We start from the raw sequence: 12,884 nt of genomic DNA, 5'->3' as shown, positions 1-12,884 counted from the left end.
CACCTGGCCGCGGTCGGGCAGGAAGGCGCGGCGCACCCGCTGCCCCCACTCGGTGCGCATCGGCACGTTCTGCAGGTTGGGATCGGCGGAGGACAGCCGGCCGGTGGTGGCGACGGCCTGGTTGAACGAGGTGTGCACCCGACCGTCGCGCTCGCGGAGCAGCGGCAGCGCATCCACGTAGGTGCCCTTCAGCTTGGTGAGCTGCCGCCACTCGAGGATGAGGTCGATGATCGGGTGCTCGTCCCGGAGCGCCTCGAGGGCGTCGGCGTCGGTGCTCCGGCCGGTCTTGATCCGCCGGCCGGCGGCGAGCCCGAGGTCGTCGTAGAGGAGGCGCTGCAGCTGCTGGGGGCTGCCCACGTTGAAGGTGTGGCCGGAGAGCTCGAACATCTCCGCCTCCAGAGCCTGGATGCGCTGGTACAGCTCGGTGCTCATGGTGCCGAGCTGCACGTCGTCGACGGCGATGCCCAGCACCTCCATGTCGGCGAGGATCGGCACCAGCGGCAGCTCCATCTCGTCGTGGAGCCGGCGCATCGACCACTCCTCGAGGCGCGCCTCGAGGGCGGTGCGCACCGGTCCCATCAGCGCCGCGTAGCGCCCGAAGTGGCTGGCCGCCTCCAGGACCGAGAGCTGGGAGGGCCGGCGGGCGGTCCGTCCCGAGCCGAGCAGCACCTCCTCGGCATCGAGCCGCGCCTCGCACAGCTCCTCGGCGAGGATGTGCAGCGGCGCCACCCGGGTGCGGGTGTTGACCAGGTAGGCGATCAGCAGCAGGTCGGTGTCGCAGCCGGCCAGGGCGAGGCCACGGCCGCGCCAGGCGAGCAGCTCGCGCTTGAGGTCGTATGCGGTCTTGGCCACGGCGGGGTCGGCGAGCAGGGAGGCGACCACGGCGACCGCCTCCGGGGTGGCCGGCTCCTGGACCGCCTCGCCGAGGGTGCCGAGCTCGTGGTCGACGGGCAGGTACCAGGCATGGGCGGGGTCGTCGAGGTCCGCCAGGGCGACCCCGACCACCGCGCCCCGCCGTGCCGGCTCCTCGACCACGGTGCGCACCGCCACCCGTCCGGCGGCGCGCAGCCGCTCGGCCGCCGCGCGCGCCTGGGCCTCGGTGGTGACCACGGTGACGCCGGTGGCCGAGGGGGCGGGCACCAGGGGGAGCGAGACCTGCCCGGCGATGGGGACCATCGCACCGGGGAGAGGGCCGGAGGGCGCGCCCAGGCCGCCGCCGGGGAGGCGGGGGATGAGGCTGCGGAACTCCAGCTCCTCGAAGAGCTGCCGGGCGCGCTCGCGGTCGAACTCGCCGAGCCGCGCCCCCTCGATGTCGAAGGGCACGTCGACGTCGCGGACGATGGTGGCCATCCGCTTGCTGAGCAGCGCCTGCTCGGAGTGCTCCTCGAGGGCGCGGCGCACCCGGCCGGGCTTCATCTCGGGCACCGCCGCGAGGATGCTCTCGACGGTCCCGTGCTCGGCGACCAGCGCCTTGGCGGTCTTCTCGCCGATCCCCGGCACCCCGGGGATGTTGTCGCTGACGTCGCCCTGCATCGCCTTGAAGTCGACCACCAGCGGCGGCTCGAACCCGTAGCGCTCACGCACCCTGTCGAGGTCGTACACGATGGTGTCGGTGATGCCCCGGCGGGTGGCGTACACGTGGGTGTGCTCTGTGACCAGCTGGAGGGCATCGAGGTCGCCGGTGAGGATGAGCACGTCGAGGCCCATCTCCTCGGCGCGGCGGCTGAGGGTGCCGATGACGTCGTCGGCCTCGAAGCCGGGCAGCTCGACGACCGGGATGCCGAGGACCTCGACGACGGCGCGGCTGAGCGGGATCTGGCTGACCAGCTCCTCGGGCATCGGCGGCCGCTGCGCCTTGTAGGCGGCGAACTCCTGGTGCCGGAAGGTGGGCCCCTTGGGGTCGAAGGCGGCGATGGCGTACACCGGGTTGTGCTCGGCGAACACCTTGAGGAGCATCGAGGTGAAGCCGTAGGCGGCGTTCGTCATCTGGCCGCGGCTGTTGCTGAGCGCGGGCATCGCGAAGAAGGCCCGGTAGACCAGCGCGTGGCCGTCGATGAGCAGCAGGGTCTCGCGCGGCACGACGCGCTATGGTACCCACCGATGGAGCGGGAGCCTCAGGGGGGACGCAGGGGGGAGTCCCCCCGCACCATCGGCGCGTCAGCGCCGGCGGGTGAGGTGACGGTTCACGTCGACAAGGCGTCGATCGGCTTCTCGGCAGCTCACTTCAGCATCGTGGAGACGGGCTCGGAGCCGCTCCACGGACACAACTACACGGTGTCGCTGCGCGCCCACGGGGGGCTGCGCGAGGACGGCACGGTCATCGACTTCGCCCTGCTCAAGGCGGCGGCGCGCGCCGAGGTCGCGCTCCTCGACCACCGGATGCTCGTCCCCACCGCCTGTCCGGAGGTGCGGGTGACCCAGCTGGAGGGCGAGGTGGAGCTGCGCGAGGGCGCCCGGCGCTTCCTCCTCCCCGCCTCCGACACCTGCCTGCTGCCGGTGAGCAACACCACCTGCGAGTGCCTCGCCGAGCACCTGCTGGGACGGCTGCGCGAGCGCCTCGGCGAGGTCACCGTCCGCCTCGAGGTCACCGTCGAGGAGAGCCCGGGGCAGGGGGCGACCGTCACCGAACCGCTGCGCTAGGGGCAATCGGACGGCTCGGCTGCCCTCGGTGGCCAGCGCTATCATCAGGCTATGTCCGAGCTCACCGAGATGACGGTCGACAGCATCCGCGTCCACATGCCCACCGGTCAGCACGTGGTCATCCTCAAGGAGAAGGAGGCGGAGCGCTACCTGCCCATCTGGATCGGCATCAACGAGGCGAACGCGATCGCTCTGCGCATCACCGGGATCACCCCGGAGCGCCCGATCACCCACGACCTCCTGGTGAACATCCTCGGGGCGGTGGACGTGACCGTCGACCGCATCGTGGTCACCTCGCTGAGCAACGACGTCTTCTTCGCCCGGATCATGGCCCGCCTCGACGGCCGGGCCCTCGACATCGACGCCCGGCCGTCCGACGCCATCGCCGTCGCCGTCCGGGTGGGGGCGCGCATCTTCGTCGCCGGCGACGTGCTCGAGCGTGCCGGGGTGCTGCCCGAGGCCGACAAGGAGGGCGGCGACTCCAAGGAGCCCGCCGAGGACGACGAGAAGCTCGCCGTCTTCCGCGAGATGATCAACTCCATGGACCTGCCCGACCTCGGCGAGGACAAGCCGGGCGGCTCGTAGGGACCTAGACGCGGGCGGGCGTGGCCGGGAACACCGACCAGATCGCCGGGTCCTCGAAGCCGAGCCGCCAGACCGCGGTGCCGCCCATCCCCCGCTGGCCGGCGAGGGCGAGCTTGCGGGCGAGGCTGTCGGCGTCGTCGAAGTAGGTGACCGCGTCGCCGGCGCCGGTCCGCACCAGCGGCGTGTACCCGGTGAAGTCGTAGTCGACCCGCGCCCCCGGCCCGGCGAGTGCGGTGGCCAGCGCCGGGGCGTAGCCGTCGGCGGGGGCGCCGGTCAGCGTCCACGAGCGGGCGTAGAGGGGCATCCCCAGCAGGGCCTTGTCGCCGGGGAGGCGGTCGAGGCTGCCGTTGAGCAGCTGCCGGTCCCAGTCCAGCCCGGCGACCGGGCCGGGCACGGTGCTGGGGCCGTGCTCCTCGTACGCCATCAGGGTCAGGAGGTCGGCGTGGCCGGCGAGCGCGGGCAGGTCGTACGCACCCGAGTAGAAGTTGAGGTGGCCCGGCTTGTGGGGCACCACCGCGATCGCCAGCCGGCGCCCGTCGGCGTGGAGCCCGGCCGCCAGCCTGGACACGAAGGCGCTGAGGTGGTCGCGGTCGGCGGGGGGCACGCTCTCGAAGTCGAGGTCGAGACCGGTGTAGCCGGCCTCGGATGCGGCGGCGCGCAGCGCCCCGACCAGCCGCCCGCTGGCGGCGTCGTCCTCGAGCAGGGCGGCCACCGCGGCGCTGTCGAACTCCGCGTTCTGGATCAGCGGCCAGACCGGCACCCGGGCCGCGGTGGCGGCGGCGACCGCCGGCGGGTCGGCGGCGCCGGTCAGGGTGCCGTCCTGGTGGGCCACCAGCCCGGTGGGGCTGAGCACGGAGATCTGGCCGAGGTGGGCGGCCGCCGACGCCCGCGACGCGGCGGTCGCGACGCTGAAGGCGAGCAGCAGCCGGGGTGGCGGCGGTGCCGGGGGAGCGGGCACCACCCGGGTCCGCACCGTCCCCGGCGGCACCGCGGTCAGGTCGAGGTCGAGCGGCGCCGCCAGGTGGGAGCCGAGGTCGGTGGGCATCACCGGGAGGTGCAGCCGGCCCCCGGGTGGCGCCGTCCAGAACACCCGCAGGTGGCGATCGTCCTGCCAGGCGCGGATGCCGCCGGGGATCGCAGCCTCCACCGCGGCGCGGTCGGCGGGCGCCAGCTCGATGGCGAGGTCGAGCACGGTGCCGTCGCGCGGGTCGGAGTGGAGCGCGGCCATGGCGCCGGCGGGTGCGACCACGTGGAAGCCGAGCCGGTGGCGGCCGCGGCCGACCACGTCGAGGTCGAGGTGGTGGGCCGAGCCCAGCGGCATCGCCGCCACCGCCGCCACCAGCGCTCCCGCCTCCGAGTGGAGGTGGAGCGGCCGATCGTCGAGCATCGCCCTGCCCTCGTCGGCGGCGAGCGGCCGGGCGGCGGAGACCCGCAGGTCGAGGGTCGGCGGCACCGCGACGCTGCCGTCGCCGAGGCTGTGGCCGCCGGCGCTCACCACCACCGCCCCGGTGGCCGGCGGGGGTGTGGCCGGCGGGGTGGCGGCTCCTCCGCAGGCCGTCACCAGCAGGGCGCAGAGCAGGGCGGCGGCACGGCGGCCGGGCATGGCCGGGAGTCTAGGGATCGAGCGGGTGTTCGAACAGGGCTCAGCGGACCGTGATGAGGAGAACCACCTGGATCGGGACGTCCCCGGGGTTGCCGGGGTAGTGGGCCGGGATCACGGCCACCAGCCGGAGCGTCGTCCCCTTCGCGATGCCCGCCGGGATGGTCACGCTGAGCAGCGGGCCGGACCCCTGCAGCCGGCTCGAAGAACCGGCCGAGCCCGCCGCGGAGAGCGGCGCCGGTCCCGAGGTGGCGACGGCGAGCGGGGTCGGCTGGGCGGCGCTGTCGTACGCCGGCGCCTGCGGCGGAGCGCCCTGCGGGACCCGCGCGGCGGCCTTGGGCTGGGACGCCGCGGCCGACCCGTCCGTCTCCAGGCTCACGCAGGGGACCACGGCGCCGCCCCCGCCGGGCGAGCCCGGCGTGGTCAGGCGCGCGTAGATGGGGATGGTCTCGCCCGCCCCGTAGCTGTCGGCGGGGGTGGCGAGGACCAGCTCGCCCCCGGTCCCGGTGGGGGTGCTCGCAGAGTGGGCGTAGCCGGCCGGCGCCGCCCCGCCGCCGGCGACCGGGGCCACCGGGCAGGGGACGGGCCGCTCCGGAGCCGGGATGGGGGGGAACCCCGCCGCTCCCTGCGCGGAGGACCCCGACCCCTGCGAGAGGGCGACGGGGGCGTTCCCGGCGGTCGCCGAGCTGGTGCCCCCGCCACCGTGGTGCACCGCGAGCACCACCGCGGCGATGCCCACCGCCGCCATCGTCGCCGCCGCGGTCACCGGCTGGGGATGGAGCAGCGCGTCGCGCAGCCTCCCCAGCACCTCGGCACGGCCGGCGGCCGCCCGGGGCGCGCCCAACGGGAGGCGCACGGTGGCGGGCATCGCCACCGCCGGCAGCAGGTGCACCGCGTCGACGGCGGTGCGGTAGTCCTCGAAGGCGGCGGCGCAGCGGGTGCAGCCCTCGAGGTGGGCGTCGAAGCGGCGGCGGGCGCCGCGGTCGAGCTCGTCGTCGTAGGCGGCGGAGAAGAGCGGGTCGACGTGGCGCTCGGCCATCAGCGGGTGCCCTCGGCCGCGAAGATCGCGGTGTTGCCGCGGAGCGCCTCGGCGAGCATCGCCCGGGCGCGGCTGAGGCGCGACTTCACCGTCCCCAGCGGCACCCGCAGCGCCTCGGCGATCTCCTCGTAGGAGAGCTGGTTGACGTCGCGGAGCACCACCGCCTCGCGGAAGTCGGCGGGCAGGGCGAGCAGCGCGTCGCGCACCACCCGGGCGCGCTCGCGTCCCTCGGCGACGGCGTCGGGCCCGATCGCCGGGTCGGGCAGGTCGAGGATCTTGCCGTCGCCGCGGTCGAGCGGGTCCTCGGGGCGGCGCACCCCGCGGCGCTGCACGTCGTGGCCGGCGTTGACGGCGACCCGGTAGAGCCAGCCGCGCACCGACCCGCCACGCAGCTTCGGGAGGTTGACGTAGGCGCGCATGAAGGTCTCCTGGACGACGTCGCACGCGTCCTCGGGCCGTCCCAGCAGTCGGAGCGCCATGGTGTAGAGACCATCCTGGTGGCGGGTCACCAATTCGGCGAACGCCTCCCGATCGCCCCGGCGGGCCCGGTCGAGAAGCGCCTCGTCGTCCATCACCCCACCATACGCGGGGGTGGGTCGCCGGGTTCCCGCCGCTCAGCCGCAGCTCATCTGCAGGTCGGAGCGGTCGTCCTCGGCGTCGGGGTTGCGGAGCAGGTCGAGCAGCCCCGGCGCCGCGGGCACGAGCACCCCCGCCGCCCCGGCCGCCGCCGCCGCCTCCAGCGCCCCCGCCCAGGCCGGCCGCCCCGGCGGCGGCGCCGCCCGCGACCACCGCTCGACGGCCTCGCCGCCCTCGACCTCGATGCCGTCGCCACCGAGCCCGGCCCGGGCCTGGAGCAGGCGGCCACGGCTCAGCCGGCCCAGCGCGGCGGCGGCGCTCGGCTCGGCGACCGCACCGGGCAGCACCCCGAGCCGCACCCTCCAGGTCACCGCGGCGAGGGCGCCGAGCAGCACCCAGGCACCGGCGTCGCCGCCGCGCAGCCAGAGCGAGTCGACCCCGGCAGCCTCGTAGGCGGTGGCCTCGGCGAGCCAGCCGCCGGGGTCGTCGCCGGGGGCGGGCAGCTCGACGCCGACGCGGAGCCCGCTCACCCCTGCGGGCTGAAGATGATCACCGCCCGCAGCGCCAGCACCCCGAGGATCACCAGCACCGGCGCCACCGCCGTCATCGCCCCGGCGAGGCCACGCCGCGCCAGCCCGAGCAGCGGCGGCAGCAGGCCGAGCCCGACCACCACCCAGAGCAGCACCCAGCCGTGGCCGAGCACGGTGCTGGCGGTGCCGGCGGCGGCGAGGGTGATGAACAGGAGGGCGACGAAGAGCAGCTCGACCAGGGCGAACCAGCCGTCGGCCTCGGCGAGCCGCCGCTCCGTCCCCGGCCCCGCCCGGCGCCGCGCGACCATCGCCACCACCACCGCGGCGGCGCTCATCCCCGAGGCGAGGAAGAGACCGCCGAGCGTCCAGGTGTCGCTCCACACCGCCTCGTTGCTCACGCTGAGCAGCACCCCGGTGTAGGACGCGACGAAGAGCCCGAGCACCGCGCCGGCCACGGTGATCACGGTGCCCACCGGCCCCGCCACCAGCCGCGCCAGCCCGGCCGGCCGGCCGAGAGCGGCGAGGAACGACGCCAGGGCGAACAGCGAGAACAGGCTCAGCGCCCAGACCCCGACCGACATCGGCGATTCGAGATGCAGGTTCAGCCCGCCGGCGCCGGGGGTGGTGTTCACGAGCATGTGCCAGAAGCGGGCGGGTGAGCCCAGGTCGAGGGTCAGCAGCACCGGGCACACCACGATCGCCGGCAGGGCGACCAGGAAGGCGACCCGCTCGGCGGTGGGGTCGGCGCCGGTGAGCCGGAGGAGGGCGCCGATGACGTACGCCCCCCCGGCGATGCCCGCGAGGAAGAAGTACAGGAGGATGTACCAGCGCCAGTCCGGCGAGACCGCGAAGTGCTCGTTGGCCATCACCCTGCCTCGGTCTCGTTCCGCCGGCGGAAGGCGATCAGCCCGCCGAGCACGGCGAGCACCGAGCCGAGCAGCGCCCCGAGGTAGCCGGGGGCGTTGTTGCGCCCCGGCCGCACCGCGCTGGCGGCGGCGGGCAGCCCGTATGTCTCGGGCGTGTCCATCAGCAGGAAGAAGGCGCCGAGGCCCCCGTACACCCTGTCGTCGCGGCCGTACAGGCGCGCCTCCTCGTGCCCGTCGCCGTGGAGGGTGGCGAGGCGGGCGTCGGCCCGCTGGTGGAGCTGGTCGAGCGGCCCGAACTGGATCGACTGGGTGGGGCAGGCCTGGGCACAGGCGGGCTGCATCCCCGCCTGGAGGCGGTCGTAGCAGAGCGTGCACTTGCGCACCGTGCCGGTGTCGCCGTGGAAGCCGATGACCCCGAACGGGCACGCGCTGATGCAGTTGCGGCAGCCGTTGCAGACGTCCTGCTGGATGAACACGGTGTCGAACTCGGTGCGGATGATCGCGCCGGTCGGGCAGACGTCCATGCAGCTGGCCTGGTTGCAGTGCTTGCAGACGTCGGACATCATCAGGAACGCCTGCCGTCCACCGCCGCCACCCGGCGCCGGGGGCGTGAACCGCTCGAGGAACTGGACGTGCCGCCAGTTCATGGCGTCGAGCTGGCCGGTGTTGTCGAGGCTGTCGCCGAGGAAGCTCGGGGCGTTGCCGGGGAGCTGGTTCCACTCCTTGCAGGCCACCTCGCAGGCCTTGCAGCCGATGCAGATGCTGGTGTCGGTGAAGAACCCGTACGCCGTGCCCGGAGAGATCCTGACGGCCATGGCTACAACCCCATGAGGTTGGGCACGATCTTGCGGAGGCCGAGGCTCTCGGCGTGGAGCGCGAGGGGCATCGCCGCCAGCTCGTCGACCGGGGGCACCGCGGCGCCGTCCTTGCGCAGGTCGACGCTGATCAGGTAGCGGCGGCAGCTCTCGCAGCCCTCGATGCGGGCGTGGGGGATCCAGTCGCCCTCCTCGTAGATCGGCAGCCGCCGGCTGTCGGTCTCGCCGCAGCCGGCGCAGACCATCCGCGGATAGGTCCAGCCGGCCAGGCAGCGCGCGCAGACCAGCCGCCGCCGCGAGCCGCTCAGCGCCTCGCCGGGCTCGATCACCGCGAGCTGCGGCGGCCCGCCGCAGCGCCGGCAGTGGCGGGCGTCGACCTCCGCCCCGGGGCTGAGCGACTCGCCGAGCGCCTCCAGCACCGGGGTGGCGGCGGCGCGGGCGAGGTAGCGGTCGAGCTGGGACTGCTCCCTCCCCATCAGCCAGCCGTGGACCACGGTCTCCAGCCCGCCCTGCTCGAGGCGGCCCCAGGCCCGCTCCGCGAGCAGCTCGGGCCCGGCGGCCATGGTGGCCTCGACCACCGCGGGCAGCACCGCGGCGGCGGCGTGCGCGGCCACGGCTTCGAGGCCGTCGAGGGCCGGGGTCGCGGCAAAGGCCGGCTCCTGGACGTCGAGGAGGGCGTCGTGCAGCCGCAGCACCTCGGCGGCGAAGGGATAGCGGCGGGTGAGCTCGGCGCCGCGACGGCGGCGGTCGTCCCAGCGGGTGTCGACAGCGTGGGCCGCGGCCATCACAGCCTCTCCACGTTGACGAGGAACGACTTGAACTCCGGGGTGCGCGCGTTGGCGTCGCCGACGAACGGGGTGAGCGCGTTGGCCAGCCAGTTCGCTCCCCTGTTGGGGTCGCGGTCGGCGGCGACGCCGACGAAGCCCCAGTGGATGGGGATGCCGACCTGGTACACGGTTCTGCCGTCGACGGTGAGCGGCTGCAGTCGCGGGGTGACCAGGGCCAGGACCTCGAGCCGGCCCCGCGCCGACGAGACCCGCACCCGGTCGCCGGTGCGAATCCCCTTCTGCGCCGCCAGCTGCGGCGGCAGCTCGACGAAGGGCTCCGGCTGCAGCCCGACCAGGAGCGGCACGTGCTGGGTGACGTAGTGCTCGTGCTCGGTGAGCCGGTAGCTGGTGGCGATGTACGGGTAGTCCTTGACGGTGCCGAACCGGTTCTTCCGGCCCGCGGCCTGGTCGTAGAGGAACGCCACCGGGGAGGCCGACACCTGGGGGTGCAGCGGGTTGGTGACCGGCGACTCGACCGGCTCGTAGTGCTCGGGGAACGGGCCGTCGATGGTGGAGTTGGAGAAGAGCCGCCCCACCCCCTCGCCGTTCATGATGAAGGGCAGATACGCGTTGGGATCGGTGGGGCTCATCGTCGCCGGGTAGTCGGGCACGTCGCCCACCCATCTGCTGCCGTTCCACTGGATGCCCGCCCGGGTCGGGTCCCACGGCTTCCCCGCCAGGTCGGCGGAGGCGCGGTTGTACAGCACCCGGCGATTGAGCGGCCAGCTCCAGGCCCAGTTGGGATAGTGGCCGAGGCCGGTGGGATCGTTCGTCGCGGGGTCGTCGACACCCTGGCGGCGGCGGGCGAGGTTGCCGCTCTCGGGATAGAACCCGGTGTAGATCCAGTTGCCCGCGGTGGTGGTGCCGTCGTCCTTGAGCAGCGCGAAGCTGGCCAGCCGCTTCCCGGTGGCGAGGTCGCGGCCGTTCACCTCCCGGGCGATCTCGTCGAGGGCGGGCCGGTGCGGATCGGCGTAGTCCATGGTCAGCTGCACCACCGGGTCGGGGTACCGCCCGCCCTGCTGCTGGTACAGCTTCCGCACCCGCAGCAGCAGCTCGGCGAGGATCCAGTGGTCGTGGCGCGCCTGGCCCTGGGGGGGCAGCACCTGGTCCTTCCACTGCATCCAGCGACCGCTGTTCACGAAGGAGCCGTCCTTCTCGATCCAGTGGGTGGTGGGCAGCATGAAGACCTCGGTCCTCACCGCCGCCGGGTCGACGCCGGGGGCGTGCCAGAACTCCGAGCTGGTGGTCGGCAGCGGGTCCATCACCACCAGCCACTCCAGGTTGCCGAGCGCGGTCATCACCTGGTTGGAGTCGGGCCCGATGCTGGTCGCGGTCATCCCCGAGAGCAGCACCCCCTTCATCCTCCCCTTCAGCGCGTTGTCGTAGATCGACATCCACGAGGCGTTCTGCGCCGGCTTGGGAAGGTGGTCGAAGGCGTACTGGTTGTCGGCGTTGGCGGCGTCGCCGTACCAGGTCTTCAGCAGGCTCACCATGAACTTCCGGTAGTTGATGCCGAGGAAGTTCCAGGAGTTCGGGTCGCTGCGCCTGCTCGCGCTCTGGTTGACGTAGTCGTCGAGGGTCCTCTGACCCGGGGCGGGGACGCGCAGGTAGCCGGGGAGGATCTCCCAGGAGATCGCGTTGTCGGTGTTCCCCTGGATGTTCGCGTGGCCGCGCTCGGCGTTCATGCCCCCGCCGGGGCGGCCGATGTTGCCGAGCAGCAGCTGCAGGATCGCCCCGGAGCGGATCAGCTGCGAGCCGGTGGTGTGGTGGGTGAGGCCGACCGCGTAGACGATGGTCATCACCCTGTCGGGGCGGCCCATCTCGCCCACCATCCGGGCCACCTCGAGGAAGCGGGCCCGGGGGATGCCGGTGATGCGCTCCACCATCTCCGGGGTGTACCGGGCGTAGTGCTGCCTCATCAGCTGGAAGACGCAGCGCGGGTCCTGCAGGGTCGGGTCCCGCCGGGCGAAGGCGTCCAGCGACGTGCCCTGCGGGCTCTGGCCGGACACCTGCACCTGCTGCTGCGGCTGTCCCGCGCCCGCCTGGCTGGGCCCGGCGGTGCCCTCGTACGCCCACGTGGAGATGTCGTAGGTGCGCTTGCCGGCGTTGTAGCCGGAGAAGAGGCCGTCCTGGAAGCCGTATCCCGGCTGCACGATCCAGGAGGCGTTGGTGTAGTTGCGCACGTACTCGTCGTGGAACAGGTTGTTCTGGAGCACGTAATTGACGAGGCCGCCGAAGTAGGCGGCGTCGGTGCCGGTGCGGATCGGCAGGTGGACGTCGGCGACCGCCGAGGTGCGGGTGAACCGCGGGTCGGTGTGCACGATCCTGGCGCCACGGTCGAGCTTGGCCCGCATGAACCACTGGAAGCCGACCGGGTGGGCCTCGGCCGGGTTGGCGCCGTTGATGAGGATGAGGTCGGCGTTCCGGATGTCGCGCCAGTGGTTGGTCATCGCCCCCCGGCCGAACGTGGCGGCCAAACTGACCACCGTGGGGCCGTGTCAAACACGCGCCTGCTGTTCGAGGTGGACCACCCCCAGCGCGCGCATCACCTTGGCGGCGAGGTAGCCCTCCTCGTTGCTGAACGCGGCGCCGCCGGCGAAGGCGATGCCCTCGCAGCGGTTGACGGTGTTGCCGTTGGCGTCCTCGGTGACGAAGGTGGCATCCCGGGCGCGCTTGACGTTGGCGGCGATCCGGTCGAGGGCCGCGTCCCAGGAGATCGGCTGCCACGCGGTGGCGCCGGGGGGACGGTGGAGGGGCTGGTCGACCCGCCGTGCCGAGGTGGCCAGCTGCATCGCGGTGGCGCCCTTGGGGCAGAGCCTGCCCTCGTTCACCGGGCTGTCGGGGTCGCCCTCGATCTGCAGGAGCCGGACCGAGCCGTCGGGCTGCTTCCGGGTGTACGCCACCAGCGAGCAGCCCACCGCGCAGTAGGGACAGACCGAGTGCGACTCGGTGGCACCCTGGATGCGCAGCTGCTGGGCGACGCCGCGGGCCTGGGCGAGGTCGAAGCCCAGCCCGCTGAGCGCCAGCCCGCCACTGCCGGCGGCGCCGAGCTTGAGGAACCCGCGGCGGCTGACGGTCGGCATCCGGCCCCCTCCGACACATGCACAAACGGGACGGTGATTGCGTGTAGCGTTGGAACATACGCACGCCGCGGAGGGGTGTCAACGAGTCGCCCGCGTCCCCGCCTGCAATTGCAGGCCGGGGGTCAGGCCTCGGGCGGGGTCTCCCCCAGCACCGCCTCGGGATCGAGCGCCGACGCCTCACCGCCACGCACCACCGCGGCGCGCAGGCAGAGCCCGCCGGCGAGGGTGGCCGCGGCGCCGGCGAGCCGCACCCCGGGCCGGTGGCGCAGCCGCGCCGGGAGCAGCGAGACCGCCAGGGGCACGGCCAGCCCGGCGCCGACGTA

12 protein-coding genes are annotated in these 12,884 nt (G+C 73.9%); 2 read left to right on the top strand and 10 right to left on the bottom strand.

The window, feature by feature from the left end:
• Positions 1–2,079 (bottom strand): DNA polymerase (locus tag VGL20_10025; GenBank protein ID HEY2704016.1); only part of this gene is annotated, 2,079 nt, incomplete at its 3' end.
• A 21-nt stretch (positions 2,080–2,100) separates the two neighbouring features.
• Here VGL20_10025 and VGL20_10020 point away from each other — a divergent pair.
• Together VGL20_10020 and VGL20_10015 are read left to right on the top strand one after the other, a co-directional pair.
• A complete protein-coding gene (locus VGL20_10020) occupies positions 2,101–2,640 on the top strand; it encodes a 6-carboxytetrahydropterin synthase (GenBank protein ID HEY2704015.1) in 540 nt (179 codons plus the stop codon).
• A gap of 51 nt (positions 2,641–2,691) precedes the next feature.
• Positions 2,692–3,225 (top strand): bifunctional nuclease family protein, encoded by a 534-nt coding sequence (locus VGL20_10015; protein ID HEY2704014.1) that lies wholly within the window; start codon positions 2,692–2,694, stop codon positions 3,223–3,225.
• 4 nt (positions 3,226–3,229) lie between these two features.
• Here VGL20_10015 and VGL20_10010 read toward each other — a convergent pair whose 3' ends face one another.
• The 9 genes from VGL20_10010 to VGL20_09970 all read right to left on the bottom strand — a co-directional run.
• Positions 3,230–4,828 (bottom strand): glycosyl hydrolase family 18 protein, encoded by a 1,599-nt coding sequence (locus VGL20_10010; GenBank protein ID HEY2704013.1) that lies wholly within the window; start codon positions 4,826–4,828, stop codon positions 3,230–3,232.
• A gap of 40 nt (positions 4,829–4,868) precedes the next feature.
• A complete protein-coding gene (locus VGL20_10005; GenBank protein HEY2704012.1) occupies positions 4,869–5,864 on the bottom strand; it encodes a zf-HC2 domain-containing protein in 996 nt (331 codons plus the stop codon).
• A complete protein-coding gene (locus tag VGL20_10000) occupies positions 5,864–6,436 on the bottom strand; it encodes a sigma-70 family RNA polymerase sigma factor (protein ID HEY2704011.1) in 573 nt (190 codons plus the stop codon). The genes VGL20_10005 and VGL20_10000 overlap by 1 nt, the downstream gene beginning before the upstream one ends.
• A gap of 42 nt (positions 6,437–6,478) precedes the next feature.
• Positions 6,479–6,970, bottom strand: coding sequence for a hypothetical protein (locus VGL20_09995; GenBank protein HEY2704010.1), 492 nt, complete (start codon positions 6,968–6,970; stop codon positions 6,479–6,481).
• Positions 6,967–7,836, bottom strand: coding sequence for an NrfD/PsrC family molybdoenzyme membrane anchor subunit (nrfD, locus tag VGL20_09990; GenBank protein HEY2704009.1), 870 nt, complete (start codon positions 7,834–7,836; stop codon positions 6,967–6,969). Before nrfD ends, VGL20_09995 begins: the two co-directional genes overlap by 4 nt.
• On the bottom strand, positions 7,836–8,651 hold the full coding sequence (locus VGL20_09985; GenBank protein HEY2704008.1) for a 4Fe-4S dicluster domain-containing protein: 816 nt from the start codon (positions 8,649–8,651) through the stop codon (positions 7,836–7,838). Before VGL20_09985 ends, nrfD begins: the two co-directional genes overlap by 1 nt.
• A gap of 2 nt (positions 8,652–8,653) precedes the next feature.
• Complete coding sequence (fdhE, locus tag VGL20_09980) at positions 8,654–9,436, bottom strand: formate dehydrogenase accessory protein FdhE (GenBank protein HEY2704007.1); 783 nt, start codon at positions 9,434–9,436, stop codon at positions 8,654–8,656.
• Positions 9,436–12,561 (bottom strand): molybdopterin-dependent oxidoreductase, encoded by a 3,126-nt coding sequence (locus VGL20_09975; protein HEY2704006.1) that lies wholly within the window; start codon positions 12,559–12,561, stop codon positions 9,436–9,438. Before VGL20_09975 ends, fdhE begins: the two co-directional genes overlap by 1 nt.
• 122 nt (positions 12,562–12,683) lie before the next feature.
• The coding region (locus tag VGL20_09970; GenBank protein HEY2704005.1) for a hypothetical protein at positions 12,684–12,884 on the bottom strand (201 nt) is incomplete at its 5' end.

Source organism: Candidatus Dormiibacterota bacterium, from assembly GCA_036495095.1.
GTDB lineage: Bacteria > Chloroflexota > Dormibacteria > Aeolococcales > Aeolococcaceae > CF-96.
Note: the sequence above shows the minus strand (reverse complement) of the source record. Positions and strands in the feature narration are given on the sequence as shown.